This window comes from Streptomyces sp. NBC_01275, from assembly GCF_026340655.1.
GTDB lineage: Bacteria > Actinomycetota > Actinomycetes > Streptomycetales > Streptomycetaceae > Streptomyces.
On sequence record NZ_JAPEOZ010000001.1, the window covers coordinates 8,394,999 to 8,414,071 of the forward strand.

General features: G+C 72.8%; 21 protein-coding genes and 1 tRNA gene. 18 read left to right on the forward strand and 4 right to left on the reverse strand.

What is annotated here, in order from left to right:
* The first annotated feature begins 123 nt into the window (after positions 1-123).
* Positions 124-909, forward strand: a complete 786-nt coding sequence (locus OG562_RS36810) for an SGNH/GDSL hydrolase family protein (RefSeq protein ID WP_266405812.1) — start codon at positions 124-126, stop codon at positions 907-909.
* A gap of 70 nt (positions 910-979) precedes the next feature.
* Here OG562_RS36810 and OG562_RS36815 read toward each other — a convergent pair whose 3' ends face one another.
* On the reverse strand, positions 980-1,648 hold the full coding sequence (locus OG562_RS36815) for a TetR/AcrR family transcriptional regulator (protein ID WP_266405814.1): 669 nt from the start codon (positions 1,646-1,648) through the stop codon (positions 980-982).
* 107 nt (positions 1,649-1,755) lie between these two features.
* Entirely contained in the window at positions 1,756-2,958 is a 1,203-nt protein-coding gene (locus OG562_RS36820) for a Glu/Leu/Phe/Val dehydrogenase dimerization domain-containing protein (RefSeq protein WP_266409717.1), read from the reverse strand.
* Positions 2,959-3,145: 187 nt separating this feature from the next.
* On the opposite strand from OG562_RS36820, the gene OG562_RS36825 reads away from it, so the two are divergent.
* From OG562_RS36825 to OG562_RS36855, 7 genes are all read left to right on the forward strand, one after another.
* Complete coding sequence (locus OG562_RS36825) at positions 3,146-4,375, forward strand: MBL fold metallo-hydrolase (protein ID WP_266405816.1); 1,230 nt, start codon at positions 3,146-3,148, stop codon at positions 4,373-4,375.
* A 375-nt stretch (positions 4,376-4,750) separates the two neighbouring features.
* The gene (locus tag OG562_RS36830; protein WP_266405818.1) at positions 4,751-7,285 is read left to right on the forward strand and encodes an ATP-binding protein; all 2,535 of its coding nucleotides are present in this window, start codon (positions 4,751-4,753) and stop codon (positions 7,283-7,285) included.
* 92 nt (positions 7,286-7,377) lie between these two features.
* A complete protein-coding gene (locus OG562_RS36835; protein WP_266405819.1) occupies positions 7,378-7,812 on the forward strand; it encodes a roadblock/LC7 domain-containing protein in 435 nt (144 codons plus the stop codon).
* Positions 7,813-7,814: 2 nt separating this feature from the next.
* Complete coding sequence (locus OG562_RS36840; protein ID WP_266409718.1) at positions 7,815-8,186, forward strand: DUF742 domain-containing protein; 372 nt, start codon at positions 7,815-7,817, stop codon at positions 8,184-8,186.
* Positions 8,164-8,865 (forward strand): ATP/GTP-binding protein, encoded by a 702-nt coding sequence (locus OG562_RS36845; RefSeq protein ID WP_266405820.1) that lies wholly within the window; start codon positions 8,164-8,166, stop codon positions 8,863-8,865. Before OG562_RS36840 ends, OG562_RS36845 begins: the two co-directional genes overlap by 23 nt.
* 61 nt (positions 8,866-8,926) lie before the next feature.
* Positions 8,927-9,499: a GAF domain-containing protein gene (locus tag OG562_RS36850; RefSeq protein ID WP_266405821.1), complete on the forward strand. Its 573-nt coding sequence runs from the start codon at positions 8,927-8,929 to the stop codon at positions 9,497-9,499.
* A gap of 54 nt (positions 9,500-9,553) precedes the next feature.
* Positions 9,554-10,147, forward strand: coding sequence for a TetR/AcrR family transcriptional regulator (locus OG562_RS36855; RefSeq protein ID WP_266405823.1), 594 nt, complete (start codon positions 9,554-9,556; stop codon positions 10,145-10,147).
* A 12-nt stretch (positions 10,148-10,159) separates the two neighbouring features.
* On the opposite strand, the gene OG562_RS36860 is transcribed toward OG562_RS36855, so the two are convergent.
* Entirely contained in the window at positions 10,160-10,864 is a 705-nt protein-coding gene (locus OG562_RS36860; protein WP_266405825.1) for a GPP34 family phosphoprotein, read from the reverse strand.
* Between the two features lie 166 nt (positions 10,865-11,030).
* Positions 11,031-11,333, reverse strand: coding sequence for a muconolactone Delta-isomerase family protein (locus tag OG562_RS36865; RefSeq protein WP_266405827.1), 303 nt, complete (start codon positions 11,331-11,333; stop codon positions 11,031-11,033).
* Between the two features lie 181 nt (positions 11,334-11,514).
* On the opposite strand from OG562_RS36865, the gene OG562_RS36870 reads away from it, so the two are divergent.
* From OG562_RS36870 to OG562_RS36915, 10 genes are all read left to right on the forward strand, one after another.
* Complete coding sequence (locus tag OG562_RS36870; RefSeq protein ID WP_266405829.1) at positions 11,515-12,453, forward strand: LysR family transcriptional regulator; 939 nt, start codon at positions 11,515-11,517, stop codon at positions 12,451-12,453.
* 159 nt (positions 12,454-12,612) lie between these two features.
* A complete protein-coding gene (locus OG562_RS36875) occupies positions 12,613-13,326 on the forward strand; it encodes an SDR family NAD(P)-dependent oxidoreductase (RefSeq protein ID WP_266405831.1) in 714 nt (237 codons plus the stop codon).
* A gap of 23 nt (positions 13,327-13,349) precedes the next feature.
* Positions 13,350-13,739, forward strand: coding sequence for an SgcJ/EcaC family oxidoreductase (locus OG562_RS36880; RefSeq protein WP_266405833.1), 390 nt, complete (start codon positions 13,350-13,352; stop codon positions 13,737-13,739).
* A gap of 214 nt (positions 13,740-13,953) precedes the next feature.
* Positions 13,954-14,982 carry an L-threonine 3-dehydrogenase gene (gene tdh, locus OG562_RS36885; protein WP_266405835.1) on the forward strand — a complete coding sequence of 343 codons (1,029 nt, stop codon included), beginning with the start codon at positions 13,954-13,956 and terminating at the stop codon, positions 14,980-14,982.
* An 11-nt stretch (positions 14,983-14,993) separates the two neighbouring features.
* On the forward strand, positions 14,994-16,187 hold the full coding sequence (locus tag OG562_RS36890; protein ID WP_266405837.1) for a glycine C-acetyltransferase: 1,194 nt from the start codon (positions 14,994-14,996) through the stop codon (positions 16,185-16,187).
* A 110-nt stretch (positions 16,188-16,297) separates the two neighbouring features.
* Complete coding sequence (locus OG562_RS36895; RefSeq protein ID WP_266405839.1) at positions 16,298-17,200, forward strand: LysR family transcriptional regulator; 903 nt, start codon at positions 16,298-16,300, stop codon at positions 17,198-17,200.
* Positions 17,201-17,235: 35 nt separating this feature from the next.
* Positions 17,236-17,862: a helix-turn-helix domain-containing protein gene (locus tag OG562_RS36900; RefSeq protein ID WP_266405840.1), complete on the forward strand. Its 627-nt coding sequence runs from the start codon at positions 17,236-17,238 to the stop codon at positions 17,860-17,862.
* Positions 17,859-18,383: a GNAT family N-acetyltransferase gene (locus OG562_RS36905; RefSeq protein WP_266405842.1), complete on the forward strand. Its 525-nt coding sequence runs from the start codon at positions 17,859-17,861 to the stop codon at positions 18,381-18,383. Before OG562_RS36900 ends, OG562_RS36905 begins: the two co-directional genes overlap by 4 nt.
* Before the next feature lie 44 nt (positions 18,384-18,427).
* A complete protein-coding gene (locus OG562_RS36910) occupies positions 18,428-18,787 on the forward strand; it encodes an MmcQ/YjbR family DNA-binding protein (protein WP_266405844.1) in 360 nt (119 codons plus the stop codon).
* 93 nt (positions 18,788-18,880) lie between these two features.
* A tRNA-Pro gene (locus OG562_RS36915) sits at positions 18,881-18,954 on the forward strand.
* The last annotated feature ends 119 nt before the right edge of the window (positions 18,955-19,073 follow it).

Genomic DNA, 19,073 nt, shown 5'->3' on the forward strand with positions numbered 1-19,073 from the left:
GCAAATTCTTTAAGAGTGTCTTATCTCACCGTCCGTCAACCCCTTCCTACGGTCGCGTAAGTCACATTCGAAGGTGAATCATGAACTGCTGTGGCAGACGATTCGAAGAATGACAACAGATCAGTGATCGGGTCGTACGTGGCGGTGGGGGACAGCTTCACCGAGGGCGTCGGCGACCCCGGCCCCGACGGGGCGTTCGTCGGCTGGGCCGACCGGTTCGCGGTACTGCTCGCGGACCGGCGGCCCGAAGGCGACTTCGAGTACACCAACCTCGCGGTGCGCGGAAAGCTCCTCGACCAGATCATGGAGGACCAGCTCCCCAAGGCCGTGGAGCTCGCCCCCGACCTGGTCTCCTTCTGCGCGGGCGGCAACGACATCATCCGACCCGGAACCGATCCGGACGAGGTCGCGGAGCGCTTCGAGCGCGCGATCTCGTCCCTGACCGCCGTCGCCGGCACGGTCATGGTGACCACCGGCTTCGACCTCCGCGGCGTTCCCCTCCTCAAGCACCTGCGCGGCAAGATCGCCACCTACAACGGGCATGTCCGCGCCGTCGCCGACAAGTACGGCTGTCCGGTGCTCGACCTGTGGTCGCTGCGGTCCGTGCAGGACCGTCGGGCCTGGGACGACGACCGGCTCCATCTCTCCCCGGAAGGGCACACGCGCGTGGCGCTGCGCGCCGGGCTGAGCCTGGGGCTCGACGTGCCGGCCGATCCCGAGCAGCCCTGGCCGGCGCTTCCGCCTCGCGGCACGCTCGAGGTGCGCAAGGACGACGTCCACTGGGCGCGGGAGTATCTGGTGCCGTGGATCGGGCGCCGGCTGCGCGGCGAGTCGTCGGGGGACCATGTGACGGCCAAGGGCGCGTTGTCGCCGGACGACATCCGGATGCGGATCGCGGCAGTGGCCTGAACCGGGGTGGGGCGGTGGGTCTTTCGCCCCCGCCGCCCCTTCCCCTTCCCGTCCTCCGGGGGGCTGCCGCCTACCGACACCCCCGCTTCGGCCCCTCAAGGGCCTCGTCCTCAAGCTCCCCCAGAGGGGGACCCCCACGGGCTGGAACGCCAAGTCCCAGCTCCCGGGCCAGTGCCTCGTCGACCCACTCCTGCGCCCTCGCCCTGGACACCGTGCCCGCGTAGGACGTCAGTTGTACGGCGAGTCCGTCCAGGAGGGCCGTCAGGCGCAGGGCCGTGGCGGGCGGGTCCGGGCAGTGGAACTCGTCCGCGGCCACGCCCTCGGCGATCACCTCGGCGAGCGCCGCCTTCCACTCCCGGTCGAGGTCCCTGGCGACGTCCCGCAGCGCGGGCTCGCGCAGTGACACCGCCCAGCCCTCGATCCACAGGCGCCAGCCCTTGGCCTGGCCCGTGGGCGCGTACCAGCGCACCGCCGACCGCAGCCGGCGCAGCGCCGTCGTGCGGCGGCCGAGCAGCTTGCGCAGATGGGCCAGGTCGTCCTCGGCCGCGAACGCGAAGGCGGCGGCGACCAGCTTCTCCTTCGTCGAGAAGTGGTAGAGCACCAGCGCGTTGCTCACGCCGAGGGCCGCGGCCACGTCGGCGATCCTTACCGCCGCCACGCCCCGCGCCTCGATCTGCCCGATGGCGGCCCGCAGCAGCTCCTCGCGCCGCTCGGCCACACTCAACCGCACCCTTGCCACCAGGTCACCCTAGTCGGTGGTCGAACGCCCCGTCGGACCAGCCCGTCCCGTCGGTCCTGGCCCCATCCGCCCTGCTACCTGCCCTGCTGCCTGCCCGACGGCCTGTCCTACTGCCTGTCCGACTGCCTGTCCTGGCGGTATCTGCCGAACCGCTCCGCGATCACCGGCAGCCGCCCCGCGCCGATCGCGTGCGCGGCCGCCCGGGGTGTCGTGCCGTCCGCCTCCGCCCGGGCCAGCACCAGCTCCACCAGCGCGCGCATCGACCGGCGGGTGTACGCGAAGGCCTCGTCCGCGTCCGGGCCGACGTCGCCGAAGAGCGTCCACCACCACCAGGCGTTCGTCCCGGAGTTGACCACCACGTCCGGCAGCACGCTCACCCCGCGCGCGTGCAGCGACGCCTCCGCCTCCGGCAGGACGGGCATGTTGGCCGCCTCGGCGATCCACCGGGCGCCGATCCGTTCCTGCTCCTCGGGCCCGATGGCGTAGGACACGGCCGCCGGGATCAGCACCTCCGCCTCAGTGGACAGCCAGGCGTCGCCCGGCAGCTCCCGGTCGTCGGGGCGCAGGACGGCCCGGTCCACGGTGCCGTGGGCGTCCCGCGCGGCGAGCAGCGCCTCCACGTCGAGGCCCGCGGGGTTGACGATCGTGCCCTTGACGTCGGCGACGGCCACGACCGTCAGGCCCGCGCGCGCGAGGAAGCGGGCCGTGGCCCCGCCCATGGTGCCCAGGCCCTGGAGGGCCACCCGCGTCCCGGCGTGCGGCACTCCGGCCCGGTCCAGGGCCGTCAGCACCGACTCGGCGACCCCGCAGCCGCCGACCAGCTCGTCCAGGCCGATGCCGTCCACCTCGACGGCGAAGGCGTCCGCGAGCCGCCCACGGGCCTGGGTCTCGTCGTCGAGCAGCGGATACACGGCCTGGACGGACGACACCAGCCCCGCCTCGGCGGCCGCCCGGTCCACCAGGTCCTGGGTCAGGCCCAGGTCCTCACCGGTGGTCCAACAGCTCTCCAGATACGGCCGCACCGCCCGCAGATACCGCACCAGCAGCCCGTACGCCTCCGGGTCCCGGGGATCGCAGTCGATGCCGCCCTTGGCGCCGCCCAGCGGGACGTAGCGCGCCTCGGGGTCGTAGTGCAGCGCCTCCTTGAGGCTCATGCCGCGGGCGAGTCCGGTGACCTCGTCGAGGGTGCATCCCTCCCGCATCCGCAGGCCGCCGCTGCAGACGCCGCGCACGAGCCGGTCGACGACCAGGAAGCCCTGGCGGCCGGTCACGTCGTCGGTCCAGGTGAGGGACAGCAGAGGGGTGGCCATGGGGGTGGCCAGGGGGGTGGTCATGCGGACTCCTCGACCGGAACCATTACTGAACAGTGGGTCAGTATCTGGAGCCGTGAGCCGCCGTGTCAACGCGACGCCGGCGGCCCCGGGGACAGGGGCGACCCCGTGTTGTCGGAGGGGGCGACCATAATGGAATGCCTCAGCGAATCCACCTGGAGGTACAGTGGCCGGTTTCCGTTCCCTGCGCTCCGGGCTCCGCGCCTTGCAGCCCGAGGCCTTCGGCGCGGACCCGAGCGGTGAGCGCATGGCGCGCATCCGCAGATCGCCCCACTTCAAGGACGGCGTCTTCCAGAACCCCGGCGGTACGGCGCGGACCCGCCCCTCGGGTTCGACGCTCGACTTCGCCAAGGTCTTCTTCGACAAGGACCAACGGCCCCGCCGCGCCCCCACGGGCACGGTCCCGGTGCACGCCACCACCCTCGCCGACCTCGCCAAGCCGCCGGCCACGGGGCTGCGCCTGACCTGGATGGGCCACTCCAGCGTGCTGGCGGAGATCGACGGACACCGGGTGCTGTTCGACCCGGTCTGGGGCGAGCGCTGCTCCCCGTTCTCCTTCGCGGGCCCCAAGCGGCTGCACCCGGCCCCGCTGCCGCTGACCGCGCTGGGTCCGGTCGACGTCGTGGTCATCTCGCACGACCACTACGACCACCTGGACCTCCCCACCATCAAGGCGCTGGCCGGCACGGACACCCTGTTCGCGGTGCCGCTCGGCGTCGGCGCCCACCTCGAGCACTGGGGCGTGTCCGCCGACCGGCTGCGCGAGCTGGACTGGCACGAGGCGACGAAGGTCGGCGGACTCACCCTGACCGCCACTCCGGCCCGCCACTTCTGCGGCCGGGGCCTGCGCAACACACAGCACACCCTGTGGGCCTCCTGGGTCGTCGCCGGGGAGGAGCACCGGATCTACCACAGCGGCGACACCGGCTACTTCGACGGCTTCCAGGACATCGGCGCCGCGCACGGCCCGTTCGACGCGACGATGATCCAGATCGGCGCGTACTCCGACTTCTGGCCCGACATCCATATGACGCCCGAGGAGGGCGTGCGCGCCCACCTCGACCTCCAGAGCGGTCCGGGCGGAGTGCTGCTGCCGATCCACTGGGGCACCTTCAACCTCGCCACGCACGCGTGGAGCGACCCGGGCGAGGGCACGCTGGCCGCGGCGGAGGCGGTCGGGGCGCGCGTCGCCCTGCCCCGTCCCGGCGAGCCCTTCGAGCCCGTCGCCGAGACCGTCCCGTCCGAGCCGTGGTGGCGTGGCGTCGCCCTCGCCCCGGCGGGCGGCTGGCGGCCCCTGGACGAGACGGCGGCCAAGGCCAAGGCTGATACCGAGAGTGACATTCCGCAAGGTGCCGCCGAGGGCGGCGAAGCGCCGGAGGCGGTGCCGGCGGGCTGATCCACGGCGTTCACACGAGCGACGGCGAGGGTCGGGGAGCGGAGAGCTCCCCGACCCTCGCCGTTTGTTTTCGACCGGCTCTGACCAGCCCTGATCGACTTCTTTCCTCGTTGTGTCCCCGACCTCGCGGGTTAATCGGTCTGTCGTGCGAAGCCTCATACCAGAGCGGGACGCTCGCTGGGGGACTTTGTCAACTGCCCACCGCACATGATGGGTTGGCGACTACTGTGAGTGTCCGTCGGGCGACGTGGGGCCGAATTCTTCGGCTCCCTCGACCGACACCGCCAGTCGCACGCCCGAGTCGCGCACCCCGCGCGAGCAACCAGGCCCGACGGACCAGTACGACGGACCAGACGGACCAGTACGAGGACACCGATGTCTCACCTCCGCGCACCGGCCGCACGCGCAGACCGCCGTGAGGGCGGACGGCACGGACGGCCTGTCGCCCGCACCGCCCCCGCGCAGGCCGAGACGCACATACGGTCTCAACTGCTGCGGCTCGCCGTGCTCCCGCCGACCGCGGTGGCCCTCAGCGCCTGTGCGGCCGTCCTGTTCACCGTGCGCTCCACCGGCGCGCGTCCCGGTCCGACCCTGTGGGCCGTGCTGGCCGGCGCGGTCGCGGTGACCGGCGTGGGCATCGTCGTCGCCGCGGTGGCCGCCGACCGCGCCGCCCGCTCCGTCAGCGACCGGCTCGCCGCGCTGCGTCGGGGAAGCGCCCGCGGCGAGGCCGACCTGCGCACCCTCCTCGAGGCGCTGCGCCGCGGCGAGGTCCCGCAGCAGCGCAGGTCGCGCGGCGCTCCGCCCGGCGACGCCGACGACTTCGAGCTGCTCGCCGCCGATCTGGCCCGCGCCCATGAAGGGGCCGCCGCCGTCGTCGTGCAGGCCGCGCAGCTGTCCAGCCAGGCCGGCAGCGAACAGAAGCTGGAGGTCTTCGTCAACCTCGCGCGGCGGCTTCAGTCCCTGGTGCACCGCGAGATCTCGATCCTCGACGAGCTGGAGAACGAGATCGAGGATCCCGACCTGCTCAAGGGCCTCTTCCACGTCGACCACCTCGCCACCCGCATCCGCCGGCACGCCGAGAACCTCGCCGTCCTCGGCGGGGCCGTGTCCCGTCGGCAGTGGAGCAACCCCGTCTCCATGACCGAGGTGCTGCGCTCCGCCATCGCCGAGGTCGAGCAGTACTCCCGGGTCAAGCTGGTGCCCCCGATCGACGGCGACCTGCGCGGGCACGCCGTCGCCGACGTCATCCATCTGCTCGCCGAACTCGTCGAGAACGCCACGGTGTTCTCCGCCCCGCACACCCAGGTGCTGCTGCGCGCCAACCTCGTCACCTCCGGGCTCGCCGTCGAGGTCGAGGACCGCGGCCTCGGCATGCCCGTCGAGGAGCAGAGCCGGATGAACGCCCTGCTCGCCGACCCCGACCAGGTCAACGTCGGCCGCCTCCTCGCCGACGGCCGCATCGGCCTGTTCGTCGTCTCCCAACTGGCCCGCCGCCACGGCATCCGGGTCCGTCTGCAGAGCAACATCTACGGCGGCGTCCAGGCCGTACTCGTCGTCCCGCAGGCCCTCCTGGGATCGGCGCGGGCCCTCCCCGAGGCCGTACCGCAGAACCAGGCCGCCCTGGGCACGGCCCTGCCGCCCCTGCCCGCCCCCGCGCCCCCCACGGCCCCGCCCCCCGCGCCGCAGAACCCGACCGGCGCGCAACGGTCGCCCCGGCCGCCCCGTCCCCGGACCGAGCCGACCCGCCCCAGGCGACAGCCGATGACGACGACCGACGTCGGCAGGACCCCCGGCCCGACACCGGCGCCCGCACCCACATCCGCACCCACATCCGCGTCTGTTCCCGCACCCACATCCGCGTCTGTGCCCGCGCCCGCAGCCACATTTGTGCAGCGCACCGCCGGCGCAGGCCGACCGCCGCTCCCTCCGCAGGCGCAGCAGGCGCAGACCACCACGGGCCGGTTCCCGGCGCAGGACACGCCCGCCGCAGGCATCCCGCAGGCCCCCTCGCACACGCGCAACGCCCCCGAGGCCGATTCGTCGGCCCGTTCCCCGCAGCTCCAGGCCGCCCGCGAGCCGGGGCGGTACGACGCCCGGCAGCGGCCGGACGCACCGGGGGCGGACGAGCGGGGACCGGCCCCGCTGCCCGTTCGCGGGGCCCGTGAGGAGCGGCCCAACCCGGCCGAGGCCGTGCCGGGCATCCGGCAGGCCGACCGGCCCCTCGTCGAGGAGCACGCGGGCCGCGCGCCCCTCCCGCGCGCGGGAGCCGTACGCGGCACCATGGGCAAGCCCCAACTGCCCCGCCGGCGCGCCCAGGAGCACATCGCACCCCAGCTGCGCGGCGGCCCCGCCCCACGCCAGGACGGCGAGGAGACCGCCGGCCACGACCCCGGTCTGATGGCGGCCTTCCAGCGGGGCATCGGCCTCGCCGAGGCGCAGCAGAGCCTGGAGGCGGACGTCCTGAACGAGACGTCGTACCCGACGCCGGACCACTCGGGTCTTCCGGACTCCTCGGGCCCTGCGGAGCCCGCCCTCGGTTCCGCACCCGATCCCCTGTCGGACCCTTTGTCCGACCCCCTGCCCGCCTCGCTGGACCAGACGTCGTACCGGGAGCCGGGCGTCCCGGGGACGACCGCCCGCGCCCTGCCGGACCTCCATGACTCGGGCGCGTACCCGGTGTTCGCCTCCCCGGACAGGAGCGCCCACCCGTACCCGGCGCCGGAGCCCCTGCCCCTCCTCCCGCACCCCGCTCCCGCCGCCGACGAACCCCCGCACGGCGACGCGCCGGCCGGAGCTTCGGAGGCGGCGCCCATATCCGAGGCGTGGCCCGCGCACGCGTCCGCCCCGGCGCACGCGTTCGGCCCCGACCCCCTCACCGCCCGCGACGACGGGAGCGCGTCAGCCGGATGAGCACGCTCATGAGGAACGCCGCCCCCGCCCCCACCCGCGCCCCCACCCACAGCGCTCCCGCAGACCTTCGTACCCCAAGGAGTCGATCCACCATGGCGAGCGATGCGCCGACCGGCCAGGTATCCGATCTCGACTGGCTGATGAGCGGCCTCGTGCAGCGCGTACCGCACACCACGAGCGCGGTGCTGCTCTCCTGCGACGGACTCGTGAAGTCCGTCCACGGCCTCGACGCCGACAGCGCCGACCACATGGCCGCCCTGGCCTCCGGCCTGTACTCCCTCGGCCGCAGCGCCGGCGTCCGCTTCGGGGACGGCGGGGACGTACGGCAGGTCGTCGTCGAACTCGACTCGACCCTGCTGTTCGTCACCACCGCCGGCTCCGGCACGTGTCTCGCGGTGCTCGCCGGCCGGGAGGCCGACGCCGCCGTGCTCGGCTACGAGATGTCGATGCTCGTCAAGAGCGTCCGCCCGTATCTGATGACCGCGCCCCGGCAGCACGCCGTCGAACCGTCGGTGATGGGGCCTTGAGCGTGGCGGCGGCCGGCGACGGGCCCTGGCTCGACGACGCGGCCGGACGGCTGGTGCGCCCGTTCACCGTCAGCAACGGCCGGACCAGGCCCAGCGTCGCCCTCGATCTGATGTCACAGGTGATGGCCACCGGGGCGACCCCCCTCGGCTATCTCGGTCCCGAGCACGCGCAGGCCCTGGACCTGTGCCGCTCTCCCGTCCCGGTCGCCGAGGTCGCCGCCCATCTGAAACTGCCGGCGGCGGTCACCAAGGTGCTGCTGTCCGACCTAGTCGACTGCGGGGCCCTGACCACCAAGCCCCCCGAGTTCCACCACAACCCCACCGACCGGGCCCTACTGGAGGCAGTGCTCGATGGACTACGACGACAGCTCTGAGTACGGCGAGTACAGCGAGTACAGCGAGTACGGCGAGCGCACGGACTACGGCGAGAGCGAGGACCGCGGTGAGAGCGAGGAGTACGACGAGGGACCCGACCCCTTCCCCACCGCGCTGAAGATCCTGGTCGCGGGCGGCTTCGGGGTCGGCAAGACCACCTTCGTCGGCGCCGTCAGCGAGATCGCGCCGCTCAGCACGGAGGAGCTGCTCACCACGGTCGGCGCCGCCACCGACAACCTCGACGGCATCGAGAACAAGGTCGAGACGACCGTCGCCATGGACTTCGGCCGCATCACCCTCGATCAGGATCACGTGCTCTACCTGTTCGGCACGCCTGGGCAGGAGCGGTTCTGGTTCATGTGGGACGAGCTGTCCGAGGGCGCCCTCGGCGCGGTCATCCTCGCCGACACCCGCCGCCTGGAGGAGTGCTTCGCGGCGGTCGACTTCTTCGAGGAACGCGGCCTCGGCTTCATCGTCGCCGTCAACGAGTTCGACGGAGCCCACCGCTACGACCCCGAGGAGATCCGCGCCGCCATCGACCTGGACCCGGACGTCCCCGTGGTGCGCTGCGACGCCCGGATCTCCGCGTCCGGCGTTCAGACCCTGCTCACCCTCGTCCGGCATCTCATCGCCCACGCACCGGCAGCACCCCAGCCGAGCCGCGGCGCCCACATGTGATTCCCGCACACCACGCACCGGAGCCGCGTATGACGTACGTCCCCAGCGACGGAGACCGGCCATGACCTACGACCCGCCGCGCCCGGCCGGTCGTCTGCTGCTCACCCCGGAGGACAGGGAAGCCCCCGCCCGCACCCTGAGGCTGCGCCGACTCGGCCTCGGGGAACAGCAGGAGCCCGCCCTCGACGCCTTCGCAGGCCGCCTCGCCGAGGTGACCGGGGCGCCGTACGCCATGGTCAACTTCCTCGACGAGGAACGGCAGTTCTTCGCCGGACTGCACACCCCGCGGGGCGGGCCACCCGCCCGGGGCGGCAAGCCCGAGGTGGGGCGCCGACTGCCCCGGGACTACGGCTACTGCCCGCACGTCGTCGTGCGGCGCAAGGCGCTGGTCCTGGAGGACGTGGGCGACTACCCGCGCTTCGCGGGCAACCCGATGGTCGACGAGTACGGCGTCCGCTCCTACCTGGGCGCCCCGCTCATCGACACCACCGGCATGGTCCTGGGCACGGTGTGCGTCGCCGACCTCGCCCCCCGGCCCTGGGGGAAGGCGGGCCTGGAGACCATCAAGGCGACGGCGGCGGATCTCGTGGCCCGTATCGAGCGACGGGAGGCCGACGGGCTCCCGCTGCTCTGACGGGGGACGGCCGTCTTCTAGCCGACCGGTCTAGTACTTACGTACACTGGTCGCGTGGGACGCACCAGTGACGCCAGGCAGAAGATCCTCGACGCCGCGCGCTCGCTCGTCGAGGGGCGCGGCTACACGGCTCTGGGCGTGGCCGAGATCTGCAAGGCCGCCGGGGTGCCGAAGGGCAGTTTCTACTACTTCTTCGAGTCGAAGGAGGCCCTCGTGCTCACCGTCGTCGACGAGCACTGGGCGGCCCAACAGCGCGACTGGGCGCGCGTCCTGGGCGGCGACGCGCAGCCCCTGCAGCGGCTGCGGCAGCTGCTGGAGGAGCAGGAGGCCGGTCAGCGTGCCGGTCAGCAGGGCTGCGGCACCGTGTCGGGCTGTCTGTTCGGGAATCTCGCCCTGGAGCTCAGCAACCAGACCGAGGCCGTCCGCGGGCGACTGCAGGAGATCTTCGACGCGCAGGTCGCCCTGGTCGAAGCGGTGATCGCCGAGGCCCGGGAGCGCGGTGACGTCGACGTGACCGACCCGCGGGGGGCGGCGCGGGCGGTGGTGGCCCAGCTCGAGGGCCAGGTGATGTTCGCCAAGCTCTACAACGACACCCGGCGGCTGAGCCCCCTGTGGGACAGTTGCCGGGCCCTGCTGGGCGCCCGCTGACCGCAGGCGGCCCTACAGACCGCGCCAGACGTTGTCGAACGCGGCGTCCTCGATGGTCTTCCGCTGCCGTACGGCCTCCAGCTCCTGCACCGCGCCCGCGACGACGGCCAGCACGGTCGTGACCGCCTCACCGGCGAGGTCCTCGCCGTCCTCACGGCCCTCGCTGTTCTCAGGGCCCTCACTGCTCTCAAGGCCGACACTGTTCTCAAGGCCGACACCGTTCCCAGGGCCGTCGTTGTCCTCGTGCTGCTCGGTCGGCTCGTCGCGGAGCCCGGCGGCGGTGGCCAGGGCGGCGAAGACCGGCTCGCCCGACGCCCGGCGGTCCTCGGCACGGCGTCGGTCCGGCGAGTCGACCAGCTCGGTCCGGCCCGTGCGCAGCGGAATCCGGCGCCCCCGCGACCGGGTCGTCAGCCCCGACCGCTCCAGGTCGTCGACGTAGGTCGCGGACAGACCCTGGCCCCGGCGCCACAGCCAGTACTCGACCGACTCGTACGGCTCCTGTCGTACGAGCGAAGCGGCGGCCTCGTCCAACAGGCGGTCGCCCGTGGGCGCGGGGGCGCCGGGCACGATGCGGTCGCCGTCCAGGGCGACCGCCCGGGCCTCGATGAGGTCCACCACCTCGGCTCCCGCGAGTGCGAGCGACAGATTGCCCTGCTCCACCAGACGGTCGGGCAGCACGGTCAGGGCGGCGATCGCAAGGTCCCGTGCGGTGTTCATGAGCGGCTCCACGTCAGTTGGCCGAGTGCGGGGCGAGAGCGTCGGGGGCCGGCCTGCGCGGCCGGGCGTCCCGCGTCGATTCTCGCCGCCGTCGCGGGGCTGTGGGTCGTACTACGACCATGTCGTGCGGAAAGGCGACCCGCAGCACGGCGGCTGCCGGGTCCGCTCATCGCGTCGCGTCGGCCCGGCCCGGGTCGTTCGGGTGGGACTCGAGCGGGGTGACGGCGAGGGTCATCCACGGGCGCAGCGGCAGCGTGCCGAGCACCTTCTCGTGCAGTTCCTCCTCGTCGGCGGCCCGCCACACGCCGATGCTGCGCAACTCGCCCACGGGACGCCACAGTCGGGCCAGACGGCCGGTGGCGGCCAGCTCCGCGGCGCGGACGGCCTCGGCGGCCCGCCGCCGGTCGACCTCCTCCTGACCGGCGCCCTCGGGGACGGTGGTGGTGATCTCGACCAGAAACTCTCGCATGATCTCTCTCCGTTGCTCCGCTGCTCTGCTGCTTCGTCGCTCTGCTGTTCCGTTGCTCCGAGCTGGTCGGTCGGTGGCGTTGGGAAGTCCGCCGTGACCCCCATCGTGCGCCCGTCACCAGCGCCGATGCCACGACCGACCTACTCGCTGCTGATAGGCGCAGCCTCCCAGCCCGCGTAGCATGGCGCGCGTGGAACTGCGCCAGCTGCGGTATTTCGTCGCGGTCGCCGAGGAGCTGAACTTCGGCCGGGCCGCCGAGCGGCTGCTCATCGCGGGCCCCTCGCTCTCCCAGCAGATCAAGGCACTCGAACGGGACCTGGGCGTGCGGCTGTTCGACCGGGACCGCCGCTCGGTCTCCCTCACCCCGGCCGGCGCCGCCCTCCTCCCGCACACCCGCGCCCTGCTGGAACGGGCCGACGACCTCAAGCGCCGGGCGGGCCGGCTGTCGGGCTCGGAGTCGGTGCGGCTCGGCTACGTCAACTGGCTGCCGCCGGACCTGACATCGCGTACGGCCGCGGTGGCCCAGGTGCATGTGGACGCGTGGGTCGCGCCCTCGCACACCCAGGCCGCGCGGGTCGCCGACGGCAGCCTGGACCTGGCCGTGTGCTGGGTACGCGCCGAGGACCTCGGGCGGCTCGGGCTGCGGGCCCGGCTGATCGGCGCCGACCGGCTGTACGCCGTCGCCCGGGGCGGCGACAGCAGCGACGTACCCGACGTGGCGGCCCGGGACGCCGACGTCCTGATCGACGAGGACGTCACCTCCTGGTCGTCCTGGAACGTCTACGGCGAAGAGCTGGCGCGGGTCACCGGGGCCCGTGCCGTACGGATCTCCGACGGCGGCGTCACCGGCCCCGCCTTCTTCGACCACGTCCGCCGCAGCCGTCGCCCGGTCGTCAACTCGCCCAAGGGGCAGACCACTCCGCTCCCGCCCGACCTGGTCCGCCGCGAGATCGTCGCGCCGAAGGTGTACTGGACCTGGTCCCTGGTCCGGCGCGAGAGCGAGGACCGCGCCGGGGTCCTCGCCGTCGTCGACGCCCTGTGCGACGGCGTAGGCGACCTCCACGTCACCGCCCCGGACGCCTGGCTGCCCGCCGACGATCCGTACGCACTCCCGCGCTGACCTCCACTGGAAGCCCGCGCCTCCCAGCCGGGAGGAAACAGGTCCCGCGCGAACCCCCTCCGACCTTTGACGTTGCCCGGTCACCGGGCCTACGTTCCAAATAGTCGACCGGTCGGCTAGTAGCGGTCACCCTTTCGGAGAAGGTCGGAGAAGGTCATCATGAGCACGCAGAACCAGAAGGTCGCGATCATCACCGGCGCCTCGCAGGGCATCGGCGCCGCCCTCGTCGAGGCCTACCGCAAGCTCGGCTACGCCGTCGTCGCCACCTCGCGCACCATCGCCCCGGTCGACGACGCCGACGTCCTCACCGTCCAGGGCGACATCGCCGACCCGGCCACCGCCGAGCGGGTGGTCGCCGTCGCCGTCGAGCGGTTCGGCCGGATCGACACCCTGGTCAACAACGCGGGCGTCTTCGTCGCCAAGCCGTTCACGGAGTACACGGCCGAGGACTACGCCGTCGTGACGGGCGTCAACGTCGCCGGCTTCTTCCACCTCACGCAGTCGGTCGTACCGCATCTGCTCGCCAGGGGCGGCGGTCACATCGCCAACGTCACCACCAGCCTGGTCGACAACGCGGACGCCGACGTTCCGTCCGTCCTGGCCTCGTTGACCAAGGGCGGTCTGCAGTCCGCCACCAAGTCCCTCGCCATCGAGTACGCCACCCGCGGCATCCGCGTCAACGCCGTGTCGCCCGGCACCATCAGGACCCCCATGCACGCCGAGGAGACCCACGCGTTCCTCGCCGCCCTGCACCCGGTGGGCCGGATGGGCGAAGTGAGCGACATCGTCGACGCCGTGCTCTACCTGGAGACGGCCCCGTTCGTCACCGGCGAGATCCTGCACGTCGACGGCGGCATGAGCGCCGGACACTGAGTCACCCGACGGGAGAGACCGCGATGAACACCACGACAGACGGCACCGCCACGACGGACGGCGACGCGATCCTGCGCCGCGTCCTCGACCGATGGAAGTCGGCCGTCGACGCGCACGACCCGCAGCGGGTCGCGTCCGGCTTCACCGAGGACGCGATCTTCCAGGGCCTGCACCCCTACAGCGTCGGCCGGGCGGGCATCGCCGCGTACTACGACTCCCAGCCCCTGGGCATGACAGCCGCGTACCGGATCCTGGAGACCCGACGGCTCGCGGACGACCTGGTACTCGGCTACCTGGACGTCGACTTCGCGTTCACCGACCGGCCGACGCTCGCCGTCAAGCTCGCCGTCCTGGCCAAGCGTGCGCAGGACGGCTGGCTCATCGTCCACTACCAGGTGTCCCGCCTGGGCTAGAGCCAGAGCCAGAGCCAGAGCCAGAGCCGGGGCTGGGGGCCGGGGGCCGGGCCGGGGGCGGGCGTGAAGCGGAGCTGCGGCGCGGCTTAAGAAATCCTCGATGGACCAGGGGTGGCGTCGTACGGCAGATTGCTGAGCGATTCCACCCCTCTCCCCGGATACGGGCGCTTTCGGCGTGCCCGGACCCGGGGTCGCACCCACAGGAGCCGTTGCGTTGAAGGCGCTGGTCAAGGAGAAGGCGGAGCCCGGGCTGTGGCTCACGGACGTCCCGGAGCCCGCCGTCGGACCCGGCGACGTACTGATCAAGGTGCTGCGCACCGGCATCTGCGGCACCGATCTGCACATCCGGGCCTGGGACGGCTGGGCGCGGCAGGCGATCCGCACGCCGCTCGTGCTCGGGCACGAGTTCGTCGGCGAGGTCGTCGGGACGGGCCGGGACGTCGCCGACATCGCCGTCGGCGACCGGGTCAGCGGCGAGGGGCACCTCGTCTGCGGCAAGTGCCGCAACTGTCTGGCCGGACGCCGGCATCTGTGCCGGGCCACGGTCGGGTTGGGCGTGGGCCGCGACGGCGCGTTCGCGGAGTACGTCGCCCTGCCCGCCGCCAACGTGTGGGTGCACCGGGTCCCCGTGGACCTCGACGTCGCCGCGATCTTCGACCCGTTCGGCAACGCCGTGCACACCGCGCTGTCCTTCCCGCTGGTCGGCGAGGACGTCCTGATCACCGGCGCGGGACCGATCGGCCTCATGGCGGCCGCCGTCGCCCGGCACGCCGGCGCCCGCAACGTCGTGATCACCGACGTCAGCGAGGAGCGGCTGGAGCTGGCCCGCAAGATCGGCGCGAGCCTCGCCCTGAACGTGTCGCGGACGTCCATCGCCGACGGGCAGCGCGAGCTGGGCCTGCGCGAGGGCTTCGACATCGGCCTGGAGATGTCCGGCCGGCCCGAGGCGATGCGCGACATGATCGCCAACATGACGCACGGCGGCCGGATCGCGATGCTCGGACTGCCCGCCGAGGAGTTCCCGGTCGACTGGTCCCGCGTCGTCACCTCGATGATCACCATCAAGGGCGTCTACGGCCGTGAGATGTTCGAGACCTGGTACGCGATGTCGGTCCTGCTGGAGGGCGGCCTCGACCTCGCCCCCGTGATCACCGGACGCTACGGCCACCGCGACTTCGAGGCGGCCTTCGCGGACGCGGCGAGCGGCAAGGGCGGCAAGGTCATCCTGGACTGGACTCTGTAAAGGAAATGATGATGTTCGACTCCGTGCGCGACGATCTGCGCGCCACCCTCGACGAGATCCGCGCCGCCGGTCTGCACAAGCCCGAGCGGGTCATCGGCAGCCCGCAGTCCAGGGCCGTCGCCGTCACCGCGGGCGGCCGGCCCGGCGAGGTCCTCAACTTCTGCGCCAACAACTACCTCGGCCTCGCCGACCACCCCGAGGTGGTCGCCGCCGCCCACGAGGCCCTGGACCGCTGGGGCTACGGCATGGCGTCCGTGCGCTTCATCTGCGGCACGCAGGAGGTGCACAAGGAGCTCGAGGCGCGCCTGTCCGCCTTCCTTGGGCAGGAGGACACGATCCTGTACTCCTCCTGCTTCGACGCCAACGGCGGTGTCTTCGAGACCCTCCTGGGCCCCGAGGACGCGGTGATCTCCGACGCCCTGAACCACGCCTCGATCATCGACGGCATCCGGCTCTCCAAGGCCCGCCGCTTCCGCTACGCCAACCGTGATCTGGCCGACCTGGAACGGCAGTTGAAGGACGCGTCCGACGCGCGCCGCCGGCTGATCGTCACCGACGGCGTCTTCTCCATGGACGGCTATGTGGCCCCCCTCGCCGAGATCTGCGACCTCGCCGACCGCTACGACGCCATGGTCATGGTCGACGACTCCCACGCCGTCGGCTTCGTCGGCCCCGGCGGCCGCGGCACCCCCGAGCTGCACGGTGTCATGGACCGCGTCGACATCCTCACCGGCACCCTCGGCAAGGCCCTCGGCGGGGCCTCCGGCGGTTACGTCGCCGCCCGCGCCGAGATCGTCGCCCTGCTGCGCCAGCGCTCCCGCCCGTACCTCTTCTCCAACACCCTCGCCCCGGTCATCGCCGCCGCCTCCCTCAAGGTCCTCGACCTGCTGGAGTCGGCCGACGACCTGCGCGTACGGCTCGGCGAGAACACCGCCCTGTTCCGCCGCCGGATGACGGACGCGGGCTTCGACGTCCTGCCCGGCGACCACGCCATCGCGCCCGTCATGATCGGCGACGCGGCGAAGGCGGCCCGACTGGCCGAGCTGCTGCTGGAGCGCGGGGTGTACGTGATCGGCTTCTCCTTCCCGGTCGTCCCGCAGGGCCAGGCCCGCATCCGCGTCCAGCTGTCCGCCGCGCACTCGACGGAGGACGTGAACCGGGCGGTGGACGCGTTCGTCGCGGCGCGGGCGGAGCTGGAGGCCTGAGGCCCGGGGGCTGGAGGCCTGAGGCCCGGGGGCCGGAGGCCTGAAGAGGGCTGGAAGCCCGAGCCGGCCGGGGTTCCTGAGCAGCTCGGACATATTGCGATAATCGAACCATGATCGAAGCGCGGCGGCTCCACATCCTCCGTGCGGTGGCCGACCATCGCACGGTGACGGCGGCTGCCGCCGCGCTGTACCTCACCCCGTCCGCCGTCTCCCAGCAGCTCGCCGCCCTGGAGCAGGAGACGGGCCACCGGCTGGTCGAGCGCAGCGCCAAGGGCGTACGACTGACCCCGGCCGGCGAGATCCTGCTCAGCCACACCCACGTGGTCCTGGCCCAGCTGGAGCGGGCCGAGGCGGAACTCGCCGCGTACAGTTCGGGCGCGGCCGGCACGGTCACCGTCGCCGCCTTCGCGACCGGCATCGCGCAGGTCGTGGCGCCGGCCCTGGCCCGCCTCGCCCTGCTGGCGCCCGGAATCCGCATCCGCGTCCAGGACGCCGAGGGCGACGCCAGCCTGCCGATGGTGCTGGACCGGCAGGTGGACGTCGCGGTCGCCGTCGAGTACCGAGGGGCCCCGGCCGCCGACGACCCTCGACTCACCCATGTCCCGCTCTACGCCGAGCCCTTCGACGCGGTCGTCCCGGTGACCCACCGGCTGGCCGGCGCCGACGAGGTCCCCCTCGCGGAGCTGGCCAAGGACCCGTGGATCGGCCCCTACCCCGGCAACCCCTGCCACGAAGTGGTCGTCCTGGCCTGCGAGAACGCCGGATTCCAGCCCCGCCTCGAGCACTCCTCCGACGACTTCCGCGCGGTCGTGGCCCTCGCGTCGGCCGACGCGGGCGTCGCCCTCGTTCCGCGCTCGGCGCTGCGCGGCATGGACCTGACGGGCGTGGTGGTCCGGCCCGTCGACGGGGTGGCGCCGACCCGCCGGGTCTTCGCGGCCGTACGACGGGGCGCGGAGGGGCACCCGCTGATCCGTCCGGTGCTGGACGCGCTCGGCGAGGCGGCCCGGACGTAACGCGGCTGTTTCATATCTGGGATACTGTCCCGAATATGAGACTCGAAGACGTCGAGGGCGCCCCGGCCCCTGTCGACGCCCCGCTAGATGCCCGACTCGACGCTCGCCTTGACGCCCGACTCGGTGCCCGCCTCGCCGAGCTGCGGGCCGAACGCGGCTGGTCCCTGGGGGAGTTGGCGGAGCGCAGCGGGCTGAGCCGGTCCACCCTGTCCCGAGCCGAGCGGGCCGAGACCAGTCCCACCGCCGCGCAGCTCAACCGTCTGTGCCATGTCTACGGCCGGACCATGTCCCGGCTGCTCGGAGAGGTGGAGGGCGAGGCGGGCCCCGAGCCGCTGCTGCGGGCCGCCGAACAGCCCGTGTGGGAGGACCGCGCCTCCGGATTCGTCCGGCGCTCGGTGTCCCCGCCGCACCCCGGACTGCGCGGCGAACTGGTCGAGGGACGGCTCGCGGCGGGCTCCGACATCTCCTACGACCGCCCGCCCGTGCCCGGTCTGGAACAGCACATCTGGGTCCTGGAAGGCGCTCTCGACGTGACGGCGGGAGACGTCGGGCACCACCTCGACGCCGGGGACTGTCTGCGGCTGCGGGTGTGGGGGCCGACCCGGTTCCGGTGCGCCGACGAGCGGGGCGTGCGCTATGCGCTGGCGGTGGTGCTGCCGTGACGGCGACCCGCCTCGACGCGCCCCGACTGCTCGCCCGGGCGCAGGAGTTGGCCGACCTGCTGATCGACACCGTGGACGACGGCGCCTCCGTCGGCTTCCTCGCGCCCCTCGACCGCGGCGAGGCCCTCGCCTGGTGGCGGGAGCGGGCCGCGGCGGTGGCCGCCGGACAGCTCGCCGTCTGGGCCGCCCACGACGGCGACCGGGTCGTCGGCACCGTCAGCCTGGCCTTCCCCGACAAGCCCAACAGCCGCCACCGCGCCGAACTCGTCAAGCTGATGGTCCACCGCGACGCCCGAGGTCAGGGGCTCGGCCGCACCCTCCTCACCACCGCCGAGGAGGCCGCCGTCGCAGTCGGCGTCACCCTGCTCCACCTCGACACCGAGACCGACAGCCCCGCCGAGCACCTCTACCGCACCGCCGGGTGGACCCGGGCCGGGGTGATCCCCGACTACGCGGCCAGCCCGTTCGGCGTGCTGCGCCCGACCACCCTGTACTACAAGCGGATCGCGCCGGGTGACTGATCGATGCCGGGTGACTGTCAGTGGCTGCGGCTACCGTGCGAGACATGCCGCACGCCGAAGACGTACGCCGTATCGCTCTCTCCCTGCCGGAGACGACGGAGAAGATCGCCTGGAACATGCCCACGTTCCGGGTCGCCGGAAAGATGTTCGCCACCCTGCCCGAGGACGAGACCTCCCTCGCTGTGCGCTGCCCCAAGGAGGAGCGCGACGAACTGGTCCTCGCCGAGCCGGGCAAGTTCTGGATCGCCGGCCACGAGGCCCAGTTCGCCTGGGTGCGGGCCCGCCTGGCCGCCGTCGAGGACGAGGCCGAACTGCGCGACATCCTCGCCGACTCCTGGCGCCAGGCGGCCCCGCCGCGCCTGCTGGAGGAGTACCCCGACCTGGGGACGCCGTCGACCGGCTGACGGCGCGGGAAAACGGGTGCGCGACCACCGACCCGAGTGCGGTATTGTTTCCCTGCACGTTCAACCAGGGGAAAGCCCAGGTCAGACGGGCAACGGGACGTGGCGCAGCTTGGTAGCGCACTTGACTGGGGGTCAAGGGGTCGCAGGTTCAAATCCTGTCGTCCCGACAGTGATGTCGACCAGCGGGTCTGCCGGAAACGGCAGGCCCGCTGGCTTTTTGTGTGGTCGTGTGCTCGACGCCCTCGAAGGGCTCCCGCCGCCCGCCGCCACCTGTGAACCTCCCGTA